We start from the raw sequence: 18,672 nt of genomic DNA on the forward strand, positions 1-18,672 counted from the left end.
CGGGAGGCTTCTCCTACTGGGCTGCTTCGAACAGGTCGAGCACGTCGTCCTGCGCCTCGGTTAGGGTGAGGGTCACCACCGGGCGGCCGTGGTCGGCCAGGACCGCGGCGTCGCCGGCGGCCTGGGCCTCGATGAGCTGGCCGAAGGTGAACGGCCGCTCGGGGATCTCCAGGTCCACGTCGGTGCGCTCGAGGATCTGCAGGAACACGCCCTGCGCGGGACCGCCCTTGTGATACTGACCGGTGGAGTGCAGGAACCGCGGGCCCCAGCCGAAGGTGGTGGGCCGGCCGGAGTCGGCGGCGACCATCTCGCGCAGCCCCTGCAGCTGCGGCATCTCGAGGCGGTTCACGTAAGCCTGGATCGAGACGTAGCCGTCCGCCGGGAGCTGCGCCCACAGCGCGTCGAGTACGCCGGCGATCGTCCCGGACGCGGCGAGGGCGGGATCCGTCACGCGGACCTCGACGCCGTCGACCGTGAACGCCGGCGCGGCCGGCTCGGGGCGGGCGTCCAGCAGGCCGCGGGCGGCGATCTTCGCGGACTCCACGTCGGGCTGGTCGAACGGGTTGATGCCGAGCAGGAAGCCGGCGACCGCCGTCGCGTACTCCCACACGACGAACTGGGCGCCGAGCGTGCCCGAGACGAGGATCTCGCCGGGATGACGCTCGCGCAGGTGGAACTCGTCCGCCTCGTCGACGATCCGGACGATCTGGAGGTCGTCAGGGCGTTCCTCGACCTCCGGGGAGACGGGGAGGAGCACGACGGGCAGGACGCCGGTCCCCTCCTTGCCGGTGGACTCGGCGACGAGCTGCTCGATCCAGTCCGGCAGTCCGACGATGTGGGTGCCGTCGGTGATCAGGCCGATCTTGTCGCGCCGGGCGCCGCCGGCGCCGACGGTGCGGGCGATCGCCGCGCCGAGGCGGAGTCCGGGGTTCTCGGCGGAGTCCACGGCGACCTGGAGGAGCGTGGCCTCGGCCTCGTCCAGCAGCTCGGCGATGTCCGCGCCGGCGAGGCCGGAGGGCACGAGGCCGAAGGCGGTGAGCGCCGAGTAGCGCCCGCCCACGTTCGGATCGGCGTTGAACACCCGGTAGCCGGCGGCGCGCGCCGACTCGTCGAGCGGCGAGCCCGGATCGGTGACGACCACGATGCGGCCGCGGGGGTCGATGCCGATGTCGCGGAACGCGGCTTCGAAGGTGCGCCGCTGGGAGTCGGTCTCGACGGTCGAGCCGGACTTGGACGAGACCACCAGGACGGTGCGGTCCAGCCCCGCGTCCAGCGCGGCGAGGACCTGCCCCGGGGACGTCGAGTCGAGGATGGTGAGCTCGACGCCGGCGGTCTGGGAGATCACCTCGGGCGCGAGCGAGGAGCCGCCCATCCCGGCGAGGACGACGCGGTCGACGCCCTGGGCGCGCAGCTCGTCGCGCAGGGCGACGATCTCGGCGACGAGCGGGCGGGACACGCTCACCGCGTCCACCCAGCCGAGTCGCTTGCTCGCCTCCTCCTCGGCGGCCGCGCCCCAGATCGTGGCGTCCCCGCTCGTGATCCGCGACGCGATCAGGTCGCCGACGAGGCCGGGGACGACCGTCTCGATCGCCTCGGCCGGGGCGCCGGTCGTGTGGATCTCGAAGCTCATCGCTGAGCCTCCAGGCCCTGCTCGACCTGGGCGAGCAGACCGTGCCAGGAGTCGATGAACTTCGCGACCCCTTCGTCCTCGAGCACCTGCGTGACGTCGGCGAAGTCGATGCCCGCCTCCGCCAGGGCGGCGAAGACCTCGCGGGAGGCCTCGTACTCGCCGGTGATCGTGTCGCCCACGACCTCGCCGTGGTCGAACGTCGCCTCCAGCGTCTTCTCCGGCATGGTGTTGACCACGCCCTCGGCGACGAGACCGGTCACGTACAGCGTGTCGGGCAGCGACGGGTCCTTGACGCCGGTGGAGGCCCACAGGGGGCGCTGGGCGTTGGCCCCCGCCTCGAGCAGCGCGGTGGCACGGTCGCCGGCGAACGTCTTCTCGTAGAGCTCGTAGGCAAGACGTGCGTTGGCCAGGCCCGCCTTGCCGCGCAGGGCCGTCGCCGCCTCGGTCCCGATCGCGTCCAGGCGCTTGTCGGTCTCGGTGTCCACACGGGAGACGAAGAACGACGCGACGGAGTGGATCGTCGACAGGTCGATGCCCGCGGCCTTGGCCTGCTCCAGGCCGGTCAGGTAGGCGTCGATGACCTCGGCGTAGCGCTCGAGGCTGAAGATCAGGGTCACGTTGACGCTGATGCCCGCCGCCGTCGCGGCGGTGATCGCCGGGAGCCCGGCTTTGGTGGCGGGGATCTTCACCAGGAGGTTCGGACGGTCCACCTTGGCCCACAGCTGCTCGGCCTGGGCGATCGTGCCCTCGGTGTCGTGGGCCAGGTCGGGGGAGACCTCGATGGAGACGCGTCCGTCGACGCGGCCGGTGGACTCCCACACGGGGCGGAAGACGTCCAGCGCGTCCCGGACGTCCTGGGTCGTCGCCTCGAAGATGGCCTCCTCGGCGGTGGCGCCGCGGCCGGCCAGCTCGGCGACCTGCGCGTCGTACGAGGTGTCGTCAGGGTTGGTGATGGCGCCGGCGAAGATCGTCGGGTTGGTCGTGACGCCGACCACGTTGCGGGACGCGATCAGCTCCGCGAGGTTCCCGGAGGTGATGCGGGTCCGGGACAGGTCGTCCAGCCAGATGCTGACGCCGGCGGCGGCGAGCTCGGAGGTGGGGGTGCTCATGCGTTCTCCTTGAGGGTCTCGCGGGCCGCCTCGACGACGGCGTCGGCGGTGATGCCGAACTTCTGGAACAGGGTCTTGTAGTCCGCGGAGGCGCCGAAGTGATCGATGCCGACCGAGCGACCGCGGTCGCCCACGATGCCGCGCCAGCTGAGCGGAGAGCCGGCCTCGACGGAGACGCGGGCCGTGACGGCGGCGGGGAGGACCGACTCGCGGTACGCCTCGTCCTGCTCGGCGAACCACTCCAGCGACGGCGCCGACACCACGCGGGCGTTCACGCCCTCGGCGGCCAGCGTCTCGCGGGCGCTGAGGGCCAGCTGGACCTCGGAGCCCGTGGCGATGAGCAGCACGTCGGGGGTGCCGCTCGGTGCCTCGGCGAGGACGTAGGCGCCCTTGGCCACGTGATCGGCGGAGGCGAGGACGTCGCCGCTCGCCTCACCGTCGCCGCGCTCGAACACGGGGATGTTCTGGCGCGTCAGGGCGATGCCGGCCGGCCCCTCGTGTCGGCGGAGGATCTCCAGCCAGGCGGCTGCCGTCTCGTTGGCGTCCGCCGGACGCACCACCGTGAAGTTCGGGATCGCGCGGAGCGTCGCGAGCTGCTCGATCGGCTGGTGGGTCGGGCCGTCCTCGCCGAGCGCGACGGAGTCGTGCGTCCAGACGAAGATGCTCGGCACGTTCATCAGCGCGGCCAGACGCACCGCCGGGCGCATGTAGTCGCTGAAGATGAGGAACGTGCCGCCGAAGGGCCGGGTGGGCCCGTGCAGGACGATGCCGTTCACGATCGCGCCCATGGCGTGCTCGCGGATCCCGAAGTGCATCACACGGCCGTACGGGTTCCCGGACCACTCGTGGGTCGACCACTGCTCCGGGATGAAGGACGGGGCGTCCTTGATGGTCGTCAGGTTCGACTCGGCGAGATCCGCCGAACCGCCCCAGAGCTCCGGCAGGCGTGCGGCCAGGGCGTTGATCACCTGACCGGACGCGGCGCGCGTGGACACGTCCTTGCCCGCCTCGAAGACCGGGAGCGCGGAGGACACGTCGTCCGGCAGGGCGTGGGCCTCGAGCCGGTCGAGCAGCGCCTTGCGCTCGGGGTTGGCTGCCGCCCATGCGTCGAAGGAGCGCTGCCACTGCGCCCGCTCTTCGGCCGCCCGCTCGGCGAGGCCGCGCGTGCGGGCGAGGACGTCGTCGGCGACGACGAACGTCTTCTCCGGGTCGAAGCCGAGCACCTTCTTCGTGGCGGCGAGCTCGTCGGCGCCGAGGGCGGAGCCGTGGATCTTGCCCGTGTTCTGCTTGCCGGGGGAGGGCCAGCCGATGATCGTCTTGAGGATGATGAGCGACGGGCGGTCGGTCTCGCCCTGGGCCGCCGTGATCGCGGCGTGCAGCTCGGCGACGTCCTCGACGTACTCGCCGGACTTCTTCCAGTCCACGACCTGCACGTGCCAGCCGTAGGCGGCGTAGCGGGCGGCGACGTCCTCGGTGAAGGCGACGTTCGTGTCGTCCTCGATCGAGATCTGGTTGGAGTCGTAGATGGCGATCAGGTTGCCGAGCTGCTGGTGGCCGGCGAGGGACGACGCCTCGCTCGTCACGCCCTCCTGGAGGTCGCCATCGCCGGCGATGACGTAGACGCGGTGGTCGAAGGGGCTCTGCCCGGCCGGGGTCTCCGGGTCGAACAGGCCGCGCTCGTAACGGGCGGCGTAGGCGAACCCGACCGCGGAGGCCAGCCCCTGACCGAGCGGTCCGGTCGTGATCTCGACACCGGCGGTGTGTCCGTACTCCGGGTGGCCGGGCGTCTTCGACCCCCATGTGCGCAGTGCCTTGAGGTCGTCGAGCTCGAGCCCGAAGCCGCCCAGGTAGAGCTGCACGTACTGCGTCAGGGAGGAGTGCCCCGCGGAGAGGATGAACCGGTCCCGGCCGATCCAGCCGGTGTCGGCGGGATCGTGGCGCATCACCCGCTGATACAGCAGGTACGCGGCGGGGGCGAGACTCATCGCCGTTCCGGGGTGGCCGTTGCCGACCTTCTCCACGGCGTCCGCTGCCAGCACGCGGGCGGTGTCCACCGCGCGCCGATCGATCTCATCCCACTGCAGTTCCGACACGCCAGAGCCCTTTCTGAGAGTTTCGAGAGCACCCGCGTCCCTGCGCGTTCCGCGACATCACGGAATGGCCTGGGGACGATCATCGGGCGCGCAAGCGGTTCTCAGCATAGTGCGGATGGATCCGGCGGTCGCAGGTGCGACGCGAACTGTTTCGGCGGTTCGACCCCGCATTCCGGTGGCCTAGACTGGGAATGTTCCGTGTATGCGCAGGAGGAGGCGATCAGCATCTCGACGATCATGAAGCCGGTCGGTGCAGATCGCTCACTGAAGCGGACGATCAAGGCGTACATCGTTCTGACCAAGCCGCGCGTCCTTGAGCTTCTGCTCGTGTCCACGGTGCCCGTGATGTTCCTCGCCCAGGGCGGCCTGCCGAACCTCTGGCTCGTCGCGGCGACCGTCATCGGCGGCTCGCTCAGCGCCGGCTCGGCGGCCGCCTTCAACATGTACCTCGACCGGGACATCGACGCCCACATGCAGCGCACGGAGAACCGGCCGCTGGTCACCGGGGAGGTCTCGCCGCGCGGAGCGCTCATCTTCTCGTGGGCCCTCGCCATCGTCTCCACGGTCTGGCTGTGGCTCACGACGAACCTGCTCACGGCGGCGCTGTCCGCGACCGCGATCTTCTTCTACGTCGTCATCTACACGATGATCCTCAAACGGCGCACGGAGCAGAACATCGTCTGGGGCGGGATCGCGGGCTGCTTCCCGGTGCTCATCGGGTGGAGCGCGGTCACCGGCTCGCTGGACTGGCCGCCGTTCGTGCTGTTCATGCTGGTGTTCCTGTGGACGCCGCCGCACTACTGGCCGCTGTCGATGAAGTACAAGAACGACTACGACGACGTCGACGTGCCGATGCTGGGCGTCACGCGCTCGGCCCCGCAGGTCGGGCTGCAGGTCATCCTCTACGCGTGGGCGACGGTCGCCTGCTCGTTGCTGCTGGTCCCGGTCGCCGGCATGGGCCTCGTGTACACGGTGTCTGCGGCGGTCTTCGGCGGCTGGTTCATCTATGAGTCGCACCGGCTCTACGCCCAGGCCGTGCGGGGCACCTCCCCGAAGCCGATGCGCGTCTTCCACGCCTCCATCACGTACCTGACGCTCATCTTCCTGGCTGTCGCCGTCGATCCGCTCCTGCCGTTCTGACGCGGGCCGGGCCGTGCCATCGGCCCGATCCGCTCAGCCGGCCCTGGTCCACGTCCCGAAGCCCTGCGCGTCGAAGGACGACAGACGCAGCGTGCGCGCCGTGCCCCCGTCGAGGACGAACTCGGCGGACGCCCGCGATCCCGCCGGCGCGTTCTCGGCGGACGGGGAGTATGCGAACACGGGGCCGTCCCAGTCCTCGAGGAGGAGCCGAGCCCTGCCGTCCGGGCCGATCGAGGCCACCAGGCCGTCGTCCGTGCGACGGACCGTCGCCTCCCCGAAGTACGGATTGAGGTAGCGACCGACGAGGGCGGAGTCCGGGGCGGCCGGTGCGGGATCCGCGGGGCGCGGAACGCCCACGAGATCACCGTCGGGCGCCGTGTACGGGGCGAACGCGGCCTCGGCGTCGGCAACCCAGTCGCGGGTGACCTCGCCGAACTGCACGAGATCGAGGAACGCGGCGGCGACGGCCTCCGGCAGGCCCACCGGCGCGCCGTTCGTGAGCACGACGATCCCGAGGTCGAGGTCCGGGACCACCTGGAAGGCGGTCGCGGCGCCGAGCGAGAAGGCTCCGGAGTGGGACACCGCCATGCGGCCGCTGACGAGCGGCGCGGCGTTGAAGCCGAAGCCGTAGTGCCCGGGCCGCTGATCGGTCGACCCGGAGGGGGAATTGACGATCTGCGGCGTCATGGCCTCTCGGAGCAGATCCGGATCGGCCACGGTGCGGGTGCCGGACGAGCCGCCGGCGAGCAGCAGGCGCATCCAGGCGCTCATGTCGTTCGCCGTCGAGGAGACCCCGCCGGCGGGCGACTGGGGGTCCGGATCACGGTCGTACAGCGGCTCGAAGGAGCCGTCCACGAGGGCGTGGAGCCGGGCGCGATCCGGGTGCGAGAGGTAGTCCTCGTGGCGGGCGCTGCTCGAGGTCATGGCGAGCGGCTCGAAGACGGCTCGGTCGATGAGGTCCTCCCACGGCTCGCCGGCGGCCTCGGCCACCGCCTCGGCGCCGACCGTCAGGCCGAAGTTGGAGTAGTGGTACGAGGAGCGGAACGGGGCCAGGGGAAGCAGGCGGAGGCGCGACAGGATTGTGTCGCGGTCGTAGCCGATGTCCTCGAGGTCGTCGCCGGATCCGGTCGCGAGGCCCATGCGGTGGCTGAAAGCGTCGCCGATCGTCGCCCGCTCGGACACGACGGGGTCGGACAGCTCGAAGTCGGGGAGCACGGATGAGATCGACGTCGACCAGTCAACGCCGATCTCGCGTCCCACCGCGGCGACGGCGGTGGCCGAGAGCGGCTTGGAGATCGAGGCGATCTGGAACACGGTATCGGCGGTGACGGGCTGATCGCCGCCCTTCTCGATGAGGCCGTAGCCGTCCGAGAGGAGCAGCCGATCGCCGTGCACGACGGCGATCGACATCCCGGGGACACCGGTGCGGTCGAGACCGTCCCTGGCGAGCTGCGGAAGCGCCCGCACAGCGTCGGCGATGCGCTGCTCGAGCGGTGCCCCCAGGGACACCGCGTCCTGGGCGGGGCTGTCGCCGGTCGCGACCGCAGGGCCCGCGACGGGAGCGGTGCACGCGGTGATCCCGGTCGTGAGGGTCACCAGGACGGTGGCGGCGCTGAGGGTCCGTCGCGGTCGCCGCGACGCGTGGTCCCGGCGGTGAAGTGCCGGGACCTGCGTCCCCAGCGGATGCCGTCGGAGCCCTATCCCCATCTCGATCCTCCTGCTAGCGTCCAGACTCATCCAAGTGACCGGAACAGGACAACGCAAGGACCCTTTCGTGCATTGTCCGCTTGAGGACAGACATGTCGGACGACGACCTTCTCGACCTGCTCCACCGCGAGCGGCTTCCCGACGTGCCGGCCGTGGCGGCACGCACCGGGCTGGACGCGGAACGGACGGCGCAGGCGCTGCGGCGGCTGTCCGCGGAAGGGCACCTGACTCTCCAGGAGGGCGTGATCCTCCTGCACGCGCCGGCGCAGGCCGCCGCGCTCGCGATCGAACGACTGCTCCAGAGCGAGCGGGCCGAGGCCGAGGCGCGCAGCATGCGCCTGGCGTCGATCGTGGACGGCGTGGCTCGCCGGACGGCGTCGTGGACCTTCGGCGAGGCCGTGGCGCGGGGGCGGCTCCCGATCCAGACGGCTCACGGCCCGCACGCGGCGGAGGACCTCTGGTTCGCCGTGCAGGCGTCGCGCGTGGCCCCCGGTGGGAGGGTCAGTGCGGTCCTCACCGACATCGACCGGTACCGGACCAGCAGTCCGGAGCGCTCTCGTGCGTTCGCCCAGGCGATGGGGGCGTACGCGTCGGTACGCGCGATCATCCCCGCCGTCGAGCTGGACGACCGCCTCACCGTGATGGTCGAGGCCTTCCGGGCGTCGGACGTCGAGTTCCGGGTGCTGCCGAGCCCGCCGAGCTGGTTCTGGGTCGACGACGAGGGCGTCACGGCCCTCCCGCTCGTCTGGGGCGAGACCGCGCCGCAGAGCGTGCTGGCCGTGTCGAGTCCCGTCATCGCGGGACTCGCGCAGGACTACTTCGCGCGCCTGTGGCAGCAGGCGCGGCCCGTCGCAGCCGACACCGCCGGATACGGAACGCTGCTGCACCGCATGCGGCGGGGGATGACGCTGGACGCGGCCTCCCGATCCCTCGGGATCACTCCCCGCACCGGCCGCCGCCGGATCGCGGCGGCGATGGAGCGGTACGGCGTGGAGACGCTGTTCGCCCTCGGCGTCGCCTGGGCGGAGGACGGCTGTCCTGGTGCGCCGGTGCGCGCGACGCCTCGGTGAGGGGCACGGGCGGCCCTCCTGTCCGTCAGCCCGTCGTGGACTGCAGGTAGGCGAGGACGGCCTTGACGCGGCGGTTCTCGTCGACGGGGGTCAGGTCGAGTCCCCGGAACACGTTGCCGACGTGCTTGCTCACGGCCGCGTCGCTGAGGACCAGCCTGCCGGCGATCTCCGCGTTCGACAGGCCATCCGCCATGAGGGCGAGGACCTCCCGCTCGCGCGGCGTCAGCCGGGTCAGCGGTCCCTCGCGGCGCGGCCGGAGGAGATGCTGAACCACCTCCGGGTCGATCACGGTGCCGCCGCTGCGGACACGCTCGAGAGACCGGTCGAAGTCGCGGACGCGGTTCACCCGGTCCTTGAGGAGGTAGCCCACCGCGCCCTCGGGCAGCGTGAGGAGTTCCCGCGCGTACGTGTCCGCGATGTACTGGGACAGCACGAGCACCGGCTGCCCCGGGTTCCGCCCGCGGATCCGCAGGGCGGCGGCGAGGCCGTCGTCGCGGTCGCCGGGCGGCATCCGGACATCGGTGAGCACGAGCTCAGGAGGGCACCCGTCCCGCTCCAGCGAGAGATAGGCGTCCAGGAGCTCGGTGGCAGAGGCCGCGGTCGCCACGATCCGGTGACCGAGGCGTTCCAGCAGAGCCACCAGCGCCTCGCGGAGCAGGCCGGAGTCCTCAGCGAACAGGATGCGCATGCGCGTCCTCTCCCGCTGTCGGGATCCGCATCCCCACCCGCGTCGGCCCGCCGCGCGGGCTGCTCACCTGGAACTCGCCGCCGATCGTCTCCACCCGCTCGCGGAGTCCCCGCAGCCCCGTCCCCGCGTCCTCGGCGACCCCGCCGGGCCCCTGGTCCACCACGTCGAGCGCGAACACGGCGGCGTCCCATCGACCGGTCACGTCGACACGGGCGGATGCGGTGTGCTTGGCGGCGTTGGTGACCGCCTCCGTCACGAGGTAGTAGGCGGCGGTCTCGACGGGCGCCGGGAGCCGCCGCGCGTCGAGGCCGGTCAGGTCGAGGGTCATCGGGACCGGGGTGCGGTCCGCGAGCTCCGACAACGCCGCGCGGAGCCCGTGGTCGGTGAGGACGGCGGGATGGATCCCTCGGACGGTCCGGCGCAGCGTCCCCAGTGCGTGCTCGGTCTGCTGCTGCGCGGCCGTCAAGGCCTGCAGCGCCGCGTCGGCGTCCGCTCCCGCGGTCTGTAGCTGTTCCAGCTCCAGGCCGACCATCCCGAGCCGGGCGGCGACGGTGACGAGCTCCTGCTGCACGCCGTCGTGGAGGTCGCGCTCGATCCGCCGGCGCTCGTCCTCCAGCGCCTGCACCAGCACGATCCGGGAGCGGGTGAGTCGTTCGACGTTCCGCGTCAGCTCCTCCTCGCGCGGACCGCAGAGGAACCGCAGCAGCGACGCATGCCCGCCGGCGAGCGCGGAGTTCAGATAGCCGAACAGCCCGAGCGCCGCCAGGCCGAGAGGGATCGTCAGCCACCAGGTGCTCGGCGAGGGCGAGACGACGCCGCCCTCCCACAGCGTGATGGTCGTCTCGCGGCGGATCCCGGTCGCGCCGACGGCGACGAGGAGGACGAGGGCGACGGCCTCGGCGAAGAGAAGCGCGAGGGAGACGCCGCCCAGCAGCACGTCCAGCAACAGCGCGCCGACCTCCCGCCAGGTGGCGGCCTCGGACAGCCGTACCGACAGCCAGATGTGGCGCTGCTCCGGCTCGAGGCGCACATGTGCGGAGCGTTGCACGGGAAAGCCGAGGACCCGGGTCCTCCGGCGTTCGAGCGCCCCGAGCGGCAGGGCCCAGAGCGGCACCAGCAGGAGGGTGAGGACGACGACGGGGAGCAGGATCACGGCGAGCGCGGCGCTGGTCAGCAGGTACAGCAGTGCGCGCCACGGCCAGGCGCTCCCCAGGAACCGCCAGGGCGAGCGCACCAGCGCGCTCCACAGCCGGGGTCCGTTCATGGGATCAGCCTACGGATGGCGCTGGTCGGGAGCGGTCCCGTCGAGCAGAAGGTAGAACCTGCTCTACCCCGAGGGAGGAGCCTGCCCGGTGGCCCCGCCGGAGGCGCCCGGGATCGAATGGCGGCATGAACCGACACCTCGTCCAGGCGTACGACCTCCGCAAGTCCTTCCCGGGAGCCGGCCGCGGCGCGACGGCCACAGAGGTGCTCCGCGGGGTCTCGCTCACGGTGGCGCCCGGGGAGATGGTGAGCATCGTGGGGCCGAGCGGATCCGGCAAGAGCACGCTGCTGTACTGCCTGGCCGGCCTGGAGCCGTACGACGGCGGCTCGGTCCGTCTCCTCGGAACCGAGCTGGGCGGGCTGCGTCGCCGAGCGCTGGCCGCGCTGCGCCGGGAGCATGTCGGATTCGTGTTCCAGTCGTACAACCTGATCCCGTCGTTGAGCGCCGGGGACAACGTCGCGCTGCCGGCGCGCCTCGCCCGGCGCGGTGTCCGGGCGGCGGATGTGGATCGCGTGCTGGAGGAGGTCGGGCTCGCCGGCCGCTCCTCGGTCCTTCCCGGCCGCCTCTCCGGAGGGCAGCAGCAGCGGGTGGCCCTGGCCCGCGTCCTCGCGCAGCGTCCCGACGTCGTCTTCGCCGACGAGCCGACCGGGGCGCTCGACACACGCACGGGCGCGTCGGTCCTGCGGCTGTTGAGGACGGCCGCGGCAGAGGAGCGGAGCGTCGTCCTCGTGACGCACGACCTGGAGGCCGCCGCCCAGGCCGATCGCGTCCTGGTGCTCCGGGACGGCGAGATCCATCGCGAGCTCGGGCGCGCGACGCCGGATGAGGTTCTCGACGCTCTCGCCGCCGCGGGGGAGCGGCCATGATCCGGCTCACGGTGGCGGACCTCGTCCGTCAGGCGCGGATCTGGAGCGGACTGTTCCTCCTGACCATCGTGGTGGGGTTCGTGGCCGGCTTCGCCGCGATGCTGGTGGAGACCGGGCTGGTCCAGGGCGGCGCGGTCAGACAGACCCTGGACGGCGCGAGCAGCATGGTGCTGGTCTTCACCGGGATCAGCGCCGTCATCGTGATCGCGGGCGCGGCGAACCTGACCGTCGCCCTCCAGCAGCGCGGCTACGCCCTCTGGCAGGTCGTCGGGGTGTCACCCTCGCGCGTCGGCGTCGTGGTGCGGGCCCAGCTCGGCCTCGTCGGGATCGGCGGCGGTCTTCTCGGCTGCGCGCTCACGACGACGGTCATGCGGCCGCTGTTCGCGTACTTCTTCCAGACCTGGGGCGACGAGGTGCTGTCGACCCCGCTGCGCCTGGGACCGGTCTCGTTCCTCTGCGTCGGGGTCGGCGTCGGCGTCCTCTGCATGGCCGGAGGACACCGCGCGGCGCGCCGGGCGAGCCGGGTCCCGCCGGTCGAGACGCTGCGCGAACCCGAACCGCCCCGGATCCGCATGGGCGTCCTGCGTGGAGTGCTGGTCGTCGCGACCCTCGGCGGGGTGACCGCGCTTGCCTGGCGGCTCGGCGACGGGGACTTCTCATCGATCGTGAACCGAGGGATGTTCCTGACGCCTGCTGTGGTCGCGCTGATGGCGGCGTGGGGGCCCGTGCTGTATCCCGCGGCCCAGCGGATCTGGTCGGCGCTGGTGCCGGCCCGGATGTCGGGGGCGTGGTTCCTCGCTCGGCACGATGCCCGCTCCCGCGTGAGCCAGAGCACCGCGGTGATCGCGCCGCTGATGGTCGCGATCGCCCTGGTCGGCGGGCTCTACAGCGGGGCGGCGACGCTCGGGGCGGCGGCGCCGGCGTGGACGGGGCAGCAGGGGGACTGGACGCTCCAGACCGAGGCGGTCGCCGTGATGCTGGGCGGTCCGCTGCTGGTGGGGACGACCGGGGCGGCGGTCGCGGTGTTCATGGCGTCCGGGGCCCGCGAGCGCCAGGTCGCGCTGCTGCAGGCGGCCGGCGCCGACTGCGGCGTCATCCTGCGGGCGGCGTGGGGGGAGGCGACGATCCATGCGGCGACGGCGGTTCTCCTCGGCGCGGCGGCGACGGTCATCGGCAGCGGGTTCCTGGCTGCGGGCCTGGGGTTGTCGGCGCCGGTCGTGGCGTGGGGACCGCTCCTGCTGGTCGGCGCGGTCGGCGCCGGCCTGATCACGCTCGCGACGCTCGTCCCCACGGCCGCCGCGCTGCGCATGCCGGTGTCGCGGGTGCTCGCCGCCGAGTGACGGCAGCCCGGATCCTCGCTCCTCCACACCCCCGAAACCCCCTCTCCTCGTCGAAACCCCCTCTGGGATACGTGTGCCCGAGGGGGTCTCGACGGGGCGAGGGGGTTTCGCGGAAGGAGAGACGCCGGAGGATCAGGGGGCGGTCGCGGCGGGCGTCGCGGCGGGCGGGGCGGCAGGGGCGTCCGGGGCGTCCGGGGCGGTGGCAGCGGTGGGGCGCTTCAGGCGCAGGACGACGACGGTGTAGGCGGCGGCGGACAGCGCGGCGAGCACCATGTGGGTCCCGACGAGCACCTCGGGCAGCCCCGTCCGCGCCTGGATCACGCCGACGGCGACCTGGACGCCGATCGCGACGATCAGGGCCAGGAGCCAGGCGCGGGGGCGGAGCCGGCGGACCCCGGCGATCACCGCCAGGAGCAGCACGAGCGCCGCGAGCACGTACCCGGGCCAGGAGTGCACGTGCGCCATCACGGACGCGTCGAACCCGCGCCGGACGATGTCCGCATCGCCGGAGTGGGGTCCGGATCCGGTAGTGAGGACTCCCACGACGATCGTCACGGCGAGCACGAGCCCCGTGACGTGGGTGAGCGCGGCGAACCAGGACGGGACGACCCGCTCTCGCGGCCCGGCCGGTTCGCGCATCCGGACGAGGAACGCGGCGGTGATGCAGACGAGGACGAGGGAGGAGGCGTAGTGGAAGCCGACGATGAAGGGATTGAGTCCCGTCACGACCGTGATGCCTCCGACGAAGGCCTGGGCGATGATGCCGATCACCGTGAGCCACGCGAGGGCGGTGAGGTCGCGTCGGGTGCCGTTCGCGCGGAGCGAGAAGACCGCCGCGACCACGACGGCGAGGAGCAGGGTCGCGTTGAGGAACATGAAACCGGGAAGGCCCGCCGCGGTGCCGATCCCGTAGGCGATCAGTGCGGCGACGATGCCGCTGCCGGCGAACCAGAGGGTGGAGCGCACCGCGCGGCGGCCGCCGACCGCGTGCAGGAGCAGCAGCAGGACGGCGAGCGCCAGCAGGCCCACGACGCCCGTCATGGTCCGGTTCCCGAACTCGATGATCCCGTGATAGCCCTGCTCGGGCGTCGGCACGAGCGAGTCCGGGGTGCACATCGGCCACTCCGAGCAGCCGAGGCCGGAACCGCTGAGCCGCACGGCGCCGCCGGTCCCGATGATGATGACCTCGGCGAGGAACGAGAGCCATGCGAACACGCGCAGGGGCCTGGCCGGGAACGGTGCGGCCTCCGCGCCGCCGCCGGGACGGGGAGGAGCCTCGCGGAGGCGGTGCGGGGCGGCAGGCGAAACGGTGCTCTCGGGCATGGGTCCTCCGGATCCCGCCGGCGGGACGGAAACGGTCCGCATGTCGGAGGGAACCTGTAGAATCGGGGGTGTTGCGATGCGCGCGCTCGTGCGCGTGACATCGAGAACAGTCTAGGCGCGAAGCGTCCATGAGAGGGCCCACCAGCGGCACCCCCATCCCCGCAGACACGACGGGGATGCGGCGTGCCGGGGCGGATGACACCGTTGCGGCCCGATGAGGAGAGTGTGTGATGTCGGATGTGCTGATCGATCGCCCGGAGCTCGATGGTCTGGGGGTGTACGAGTTCGGCTGGCACGACCCCGATGCCGCCGGCGCCAGCGCGAAACGCGGTCTGAGCGAGGCGGTCGTCCGGGACATCTCGGCCCTCAAGAACGAGCCCGAGTGGATGCTGAAGACCCGTCTCAAGGGACTCCAGCTCTTCGGGCGCAAGCCGATGCCGACCTGGGGCGCCGACCTCAGCGAGATCGACTTCGACAACATCAAGTACTTCGTGCGCTCCACCGAGAAGCAGGCCCAGTCCTGGGAGGACCTGCCCGCGGACATCCGTGAGACCTACGAGCGCCTCGGCATCCCGGAGGCGGAGCGTCAGCGCCTCGTCGCGGGCGTCGCCGCACAGTACGAGTCCGAGGTCGTCTATCACCAGATCCGCGAGGACCTGGAGCAGCAGGGCGTCATCTTCATGGACACCGACACGGCGCTGCGTGAGCACCCCGAGTTCTTCGAAGAGTACTTCGGGACCGTCATCCCGGCCGGCGACAACAAGTTCGCGGCGCTGAACACGGCCGTCTGGTCGGGCGGCTCGTTCGTGTACGTGCCGAAGGGCGTGCACGTGGAGATCCCGCTGCAGGCCTACTTCCGCATCAACACGGAGAACATGGGCCAGTTCGAGCGGACGCTCATCATCGCCGACGAGGGCAGCTACGTCCACTACATCGAGGGCTGCACCGCGCCGATCTACAAGAGCGACTCGCTGCACTCGGCCGTCGTCGAGATCATCGTGAAGAAGAACGCCCGCGTGCGCTACACGACGATCCAGAACTGGTCGAACAACGTCTACAACCTCGTCACCAAGCGTGCGGTCGCCCACGAGGGCGCGACCATGGAGTGGGTCGACGGCAACATCGGCTCCAAGGTCACCATGAAGTACCCGTCCATCTACCTGATGGGCGAGCACGCCAAGGGCGAGACCCTCTCGGTCGCGTTCGCGGGCCCGGGCCAGCACCAGGACGCCGGCGCGAAGATGATCCACATGGCGCCCTACACGCAGTCGTCGATCGTCTCGAAGTCGATCGCCCGCGGCGGCGGACGCGCGGGGTATCGCGGCGAGGTCCGCGTGGACGCGAACGCCCACCACTCGGCGAACACGGTGCGCTGCGACGCTCTGCTCGTGGACACGAAGTCCCGCTCCGACACCTACCCGGCGATCGACATCCGGGTCGACGACGTGCAGCTCGGGCACGAGGCCACGGTGTCGAAGGTCAGTGAGGAGCAGCTCTTCTACCTGCAGTCCCGCGGCATGCCCGAGGACGAGGCGATGGCGATGATCGTGCGCGGCTTCATCGAGCCGATCGCGCGGGAGCTGCCCATGGAGTACGCGATGGAACTGAACAAGCTCATCGAGATGGGCATGGAAGGATCGGTCGGCTAGATGACGGCCTCGACGACGGCGCCCTCTGCGGCGCAGGACACGCACGCCCACATCGACCCCGCGGCACAGGTCGCCGCGGCGGGGAGCTTCGTCCCCGTCCAGACCCGCTCGGAGCGCCCGCACTCGTTCGACCCGGCGGACTTCGACGCTCCGACGGGCCGCGAGGTCAACTGGAAGCACACGCCGGTGGAGCGCCTGCGCGCGCTGCTGGCGGACGAGCCGGGCGACGAGCACGCGGTCTCGATCGATCTCGACGCGGCGGAGGCCTTCCTCGTCCCCGACGAGGAGGACGCGTACGGGCAGTTCTTCCGTCCGGAGGACCGTGTCAGCGCCCTCGCCTGGAGGCACGCCCGCCGCGGTCTGCACCTGCGCATCGAGGAGGGCGACGAGGTGGCGGAGCCGGTCGTGCTCCGCATCGACGGGACGGGCGCCGGCAAGCGCGCCTTCGGCCAGCTCCTCATCGAGGCGATGCCGAACGCGCAGGCCACGGTCGTGCTCGACCACCACGGCTCGGCGCAGTACGCGCAGAACGTCGAGATCATCGCGCGGGAGGGATCCCGCCTCACGGTGGTCTCCGTGCAGCGCTGGGCGGACGACGCGATCCACGCCGCGGCGCACCAGGCGCGGGTGGACCGCGATGCGGCGCTCACGCACTTCGTGGTGAGCTTCGGCGGGGGCGTCGTGCGCGTCAACCCCAGCCTGGAGCTCGCCGGCGCGGGCTCCGAGGGCCGTATGTACGGGCTCTCCTACGCGGACGCCGGTCAGCACCTGGAGAGCCAGGTGTACCTGCACCACAAGGGCCCGCACACGACCGGCGACGTTCTCTACAAGGGCGCCCTCCAGGGGGAGAGCGCCCACAGCGTGTGGATCGGCGACGTCCTGATCGGCCCGGACGCGACCGGCACCGACTCGTACGAGGCGAACCGCAACCTGGTCCTCACCGAGGGCGCCCGCGCGGACTCGATCCCGAACCTCGAGATCGAGACCGGCGACATCCTCGGTGCGGGGCACGCGAGCGCCACGGGGCGTTTCGACGACGAGCAGCTGTTCTACCTCCAGGCCCGGGGCATTCCGGAAGAGGAGGCGCGCCGGCTGGTCGTGCTCGGCTTCCTGAGCGACATCGTGCAGCGGCTGCGCATCCCCGCCCTTGAGGAGGAGCTGCTCGCCGCGATCGAGGCGGAGCTCGCCGAGGTCTCCGCATGAGCGCCCAGCGCGCCTGCGGAGTGAGCGACCTCGAACAGGACACCCCGCTGCGGGTCGAGCTCGACGGCGTCCCGATCGCCGTCGTGCTCGACGCGGAGGGCACGATCCACGCGATCGGCGACACCTGCACGCACGGCGACATCTCGCTGTCCGAGGGGTTCGTCGAGGGGCAGACCCTCGAGTGCTGGGCGCACGGCTCGGCGTTCTCGCTGTGCACGGGCAAGCCGCTCAACCTCCCCGCCTACGAGCCCGTCCCCGTCTACGTCGTCGAGATCGACGGCGACGACGTGCTCATCGACCCCGCCGTCACGAAGGACGTCTCCGCGCTCTGACCAGCGCGCCGTCCCGACGCACCACGACGTAAAGAACCGACGAAGGAGAACAGAATGTCTGTCCTCGAGATCCGCGACCTCCACGTGACGGTCGAGACCGATGCAGGGACCACCCCGATCCTCAACGGGATCACCCTGACCATGCGCACGGGCGAGACCCACGCGATCATGGGCCCCAACGGCTCCGGGAAGTCCACGCTGGCCTACACGATCGCAGGCCACCCGAAGTACACCGTCACGAGCGGATCGATCACGCTCGACGGCGAGGACGTGCTGGAGATGAGCGTGGACGAGCGCGCCCGCGCGGGCCTGTTCCTCGCGATGCAGTACCCCGTGGAGATCCCCGGCGTCACCGTGACGAACTTCCTGCGCACGGCCAAGACCGCCCTCGACGGCGAGGCGCCGTCGATCCGGCAGTGGACCAAGGACGTCAAGGCCGCGATGGCGAACCTGCGCATGGACGGCAAGTTCGCGCAGCGCAACGTCAACGAGGGCTTCTCCGGTGGCGAGAAGAAGCGCCACGAGATCCTCCAGCTCGAGGTGCTCAAGCCGAAGATCGCCGTGCTCGACGAGACCGACTCGGGCCTCGACGTCGACGCGCTCAAGATCGTGTCGGAGGGCGTCAACCGCGCCAAGGCGGAGACGAACCTCGGCGTGCTGCTCATCACGCACTACACCCGGATCCTCCGTTACATCCGCCCGGACTTCGTGCACGTGGTCGTCGCGGGCAAGATCGTCGAGGAGGGCGGCCCCGAGCTGGCCGACCGGCTCGAGGACGAGGGCTACGACCGGTTCCTCGACCCCTCCGCGCCGATCGAGGCGTAGGCTGAAGCCATGACCGCGACCCTCACCGAGGAGAAGTACGACGAGGTCACCGAGGCGCTCAAGGACGTCATGGATCCGGAGCTCGGGATCAACGTCGTCGACCTCGGACTCATCTACGACCTCGCCTGGGACGACGAGAACGACGCCCTCGTGATCCACATGACGCTCACGAGCGCCGGCTGCCCGCTCACGGACGTGCTCGAGGAGCAGACCGCGCAGGCACTGGACTCGGTCGTCGAGCGGTTCCGCATCAACTGGGTGTGGATGCCGCCGTGGGGCCCGGAGCGGATCACCGACGACGGACGCGACATGATGCGCGCGCTCGGCTTCGCGATCTGACCCGGCCCTGACGAAGGCCCGACGCCGCCTGGGCGTCGGGCCTTCGTCATGCTCCGTCCGCGCGGTCGCGACCGCTCCCGGATCGCTAGGCTCG

At 71.4% G+C, this 18,672-nt stretch carries 16 protein-coding genes; 9 read left to right on the forward strand and 7 right to left on the reverse strand.

Annotated elements, in window-relative coordinates; translation table 11 throughout:
- Window positions 1–13: 13 nt before the first annotated feature.
- The 3 genes from K8F61_RS03680 to tkt are packed head-to-tail and all read right to left on the reverse strand — an operon-like array spanning window position 14 to window position 4,832.
- A complete protein-coding gene (locus K8F61_RS03680; RefSeq protein ID WP_067244557.1) occupies window positions 14–1,630 on the reverse strand; it encodes a glucose-6-phosphate isomerase in 1,617 nt (538 codons plus the stop codon).
- The gene (tal, locus tag K8F61_RS03685) at window positions 1,627–2,739 is read right to left on the reverse strand and encodes a transaldolase (protein ID WP_067244554.1); all 1,113 of its coding nucleotides are present in this window, start codon (window positions 2,737–2,739) and stop codon (window positions 1,627–1,629) included. The genes K8F61_RS03680 and tal overlap by 4 nt, the downstream gene beginning before the upstream one ends.
- Entirely contained in the window at window positions 2,736–4,832 is a 2,097-nt protein-coding gene (gene tkt / locus K8F61_RS03690) for a transketolase (RefSeq protein WP_067244552.1), read from the reverse strand. The genes tal and tkt overlap by 4 nt, the downstream gene beginning before the upstream one ends.
- 237 nt (window positions 4,833–5,069) lie before the next feature.
- On the opposite strand from tkt, the gene K8F61_RS03695 reads away from it, so the two are divergent.
- Window positions 5,070–5,972 carry a heme o synthase gene (locus tag K8F61_RS03695; protein ID WP_067244618.1) on the forward strand — a complete coding sequence of 301 codons (903 nt, stop codon included), beginning with the start codon at window positions 5,070–5,072 and terminating at the stop codon, window positions 5,970–5,972.
- 33 nt (window positions 5,973–6,005) lie between these two features.
- Here K8F61_RS03695 and K8F61_RS03700 read toward each other — a convergent pair whose 3' ends face one another.
- A complete protein-coding gene (locus K8F61_RS03700; RefSeq protein ID WP_231820719.1) occupies window positions 6,006–7,679 on the reverse strand; it encodes a serine hydrolase in 1,674 nt (557 codons plus the stop codon).
- Between the two features lie 92 nt (window positions 7,680–7,771).
- Between K8F61_RS03700 and K8F61_RS03705 the strand changes: the two genes are divergently transcribed.
- Window positions 7,772–8,749 (forward strand): hypothetical protein, encoded by a 978-nt coding sequence (locus K8F61_RS03705; RefSeq protein ID WP_231820720.1) that lies wholly within the window; start codon window positions 7,772–7,774, stop codon window positions 8,747–8,749.
- A 25-nt stretch (window positions 8,750–8,774) separates the two neighbouring features.
- Here K8F61_RS03705 and K8F61_RS03710 read toward each other — a convergent pair whose 3' ends face one another.
- Window positions 8,775–9,437, reverse strand: a complete 663-nt coding sequence (locus K8F61_RS03710; protein ID WP_231820721.1) for a response regulator transcription factor — start codon at window positions 9,435–9,437, stop codon at window positions 8,775–8,777.
- Window positions 9,418–10,701, reverse strand: coding sequence for a sensor histidine kinase (locus K8F61_RS03715; RefSeq protein WP_231820722.1), 1,284 nt, complete (start codon window positions 10,699–10,701; stop codon window positions 9,418–9,420). Before K8F61_RS03715 ends, K8F61_RS03710 begins: the two co-directional genes overlap by 20 nt.
- 125 nt (window positions 10,702–10,826) lie before the next feature.
- Here K8F61_RS03715 and K8F61_RS03720 point away from each other — a divergent pair, with 125 nt between their 5' ends.
- Both K8F61_RS03720 and K8F61_RS03725 read left to right on the forward strand, forming a co-directional pair.
- Entirely contained in the window at window positions 10,827–11,567 is a 741-nt protein-coding gene (locus K8F61_RS03720) for an ABC transporter ATP-binding protein (RefSeq protein ID WP_231820723.1), read from the forward strand.
- A complete protein-coding gene (locus K8F61_RS03725; RefSeq protein ID WP_231820724.1) occupies window positions 11,564–12,907 on the forward strand; it encodes an ABC transporter permease family protein in 1,344 nt (447 codons plus the stop codon). The genes K8F61_RS03720 and K8F61_RS03725 overlap by 4 nt, the downstream gene beginning before the upstream one ends.
- 132 nt (window positions 12,908–13,039) lie before the next feature.
- Here the strand turns inward: K8F61_RS03725 and K8F61_RS03730 are convergent, their stop codons facing one another.
- Window positions 13,040–14,230 carry a COX15/CtaA family protein gene (locus K8F61_RS03730; protein ID WP_231820725.1) on the reverse strand — a complete coding sequence of 397 codons (1,191 nt, stop codon included), beginning with the start codon at window positions 14,228–14,230 and terminating at the stop codon, window positions 13,040–13,042.
- Window positions 14,231–14,460: 230 nt separating this feature from the next.
- Between K8F61_RS03730 and sufB the strand changes: the two genes are divergently transcribed.
- The 5 genes from sufB to K8F61_RS03755 are packed head-to-tail and all read left to right on the forward strand — an operon-like array spanning window position 14,461 to window position 18,578.
- Window positions 14,461–15,879: a Fe-S cluster assembly protein SufB gene (sufB, locus tag K8F61_RS03735; RefSeq protein WP_067244536.1), complete on the forward strand. Its 1,419-nt coding sequence runs from the start codon at window positions 14,461–14,463 to the stop codon at window positions 15,877–15,879.
- Window positions 15,880–17,082, forward strand: a complete 1,203-nt coding sequence (gene sufD, locus K8F61_RS03740) for a Fe-S cluster assembly protein SufD (protein WP_231820726.1) — start codon at window positions 15,880–15,882, stop codon at window positions 17,080–17,082. It abuts the gene before it with no gap.
- Window positions 17,079–17,414 carry a non-heme iron oxygenase ferredoxin subunit gene (locus tag K8F61_RS03745; protein ID WP_067244531.1) on the forward strand — a complete coding sequence of 112 codons (336 nt, stop codon included), beginning with the start codon at window positions 17,079–17,081 and terminating at the stop codon, window positions 17,412–17,414. The genes sufD and K8F61_RS03745 overlap by 4 nt, the downstream gene beginning before the upstream one ends.
- A gap of 54 nt (window positions 17,415–17,468) precedes the next feature.
- A complete protein-coding gene (gene sufC / locus K8F61_RS03750) occupies window positions 17,469–18,239 on the forward strand; it encodes a Fe-S cluster assembly ATPase SufC (RefSeq protein WP_067244529.1) in 771 nt (256 codons plus the stop codon).
- A 9-nt stretch (window positions 18,240–18,248) separates the two neighbouring features.
- Complete coding sequence (locus tag K8F61_RS03755; protein WP_067244526.1) at window positions 18,249–18,578, forward strand: metal-sulfur cluster assembly factor; 330 nt, start codon at window positions 18,249–18,251, stop codon at window positions 18,576–18,578.
- Window positions 18,579–18,672 lie beyond the last annotated feature (94 nt).

Origin of the sequence: Microbacterium resistens, assembly GCF_021172025.1 — a bacterium.
Taxonomy (GTDB): Bacteria; Actinomycetota; Actinomycetes; order Actinomycetales; family Microbacteriaceae; genus Microbacterium; species Microbacterium resistens.

Bases quoted from the DNA above. Each gene is read 5' to 3' on its own strand.
- sufC (WP_067244529.1), top strand. From the start codon at position 17,469: ATGTCTGTCCTCGAGATCCGCGACCTCCACGTGACGGTCGAGACCGAT.
- K8F61_RS03695 (WP_067244618.1), top strand. From the start codon at position 5,070: ATGAAGCCGGTCGGTGCAGATCGCTCACTGAAGCGGACGATCAAGGCG.
- K8F61_RS03725 (WP_231820724.1), top strand. From the start codon at position 11,564: ATGATCCGGCTCACGGTGGCGGACCTCGTCCGTCAGGCGCGGATCTGG.
- K8F61_RS03720 (WP_231820723.1), top strand. From the start codon at position 10,827: ATGAACCGACACCTCGTCCAGGCGTACGACCTCCGCAAGTCCTTCCCG.
- K8F61_RS03730 (WP_231820725.1), bottom strand. From the start codon at position 14,230: ATGCCCGAGAGCACCGTTTCGCCTGCCGCCCCGCACCGCCTCCGCGAG.
- K8F61_RS03745 (WP_067244531.1), top strand. From the start codon at position 17,079: ATGAGCGCCCAGCGCGCCTGCGGAGTGAGCGACCTCGAACAGGACACC.
- K8F61_RS03755 (WP_067244526.1), top strand. From the start codon at position 18,249: ATGACCGCGACCCTCACCGAGGAGAAGTACGACGAGGTCACCGAGGCG.
- K8F61_RS03705 (WP_231820720.1), top strand. From the start codon at position 7,772: ATGTCGGACGACGACCTTCTCGACCTGCTCCACCGCGAGCGGCTTCCC.
- K8F61_RS03680 (WP_067244557.1), bottom strand. From the start codon at position 1,630: ATGAGCTTCGAGATCCACACGACCGGCGCCCCGGCCGAGGCGATCGAG.
- K8F61_RS03700 (WP_231820719.1), bottom strand. From the start codon at position 7,679: ATGGGGATAGGGCTCCGACGGCATCCGCTGGGGACGCAGGTCCCGGCA.
- sufD (WP_231820726.1), top strand. From the start codon at position 15,880: ATGACGGCCTCGACGACGGCGCCCTCTGCGGCGCAGGACACGCACGCC.
- K8F61_RS03715 (WP_231820722.1), bottom strand. From the start codon at position 10,701: ATGAACGGACCCCGGCTGTGGAGCGCGCTGGTGCGCTCGCCCTGGCGG.
- sufB (WP_067244536.1), top strand. From the start codon at position 14,461: ATGTCGGATGTGCTGATCGATCGCCCGGAGCTCGATGGTCTGGGGGTG.
- tal (WP_067244554.1), bottom strand. From the start codon at position 2,739: ATGAGCACCCCCACCTCCGAGCTCGCCGCCGCCGGCGTCAGCATCTGG.
- K8F61_RS03710 (WP_231820721.1), bottom strand. From the start codon at position 9,437: ATGCGCATCCTGTTCGCTGAGGACTCCGGCCTGCTCCGCGAGGCGCTG.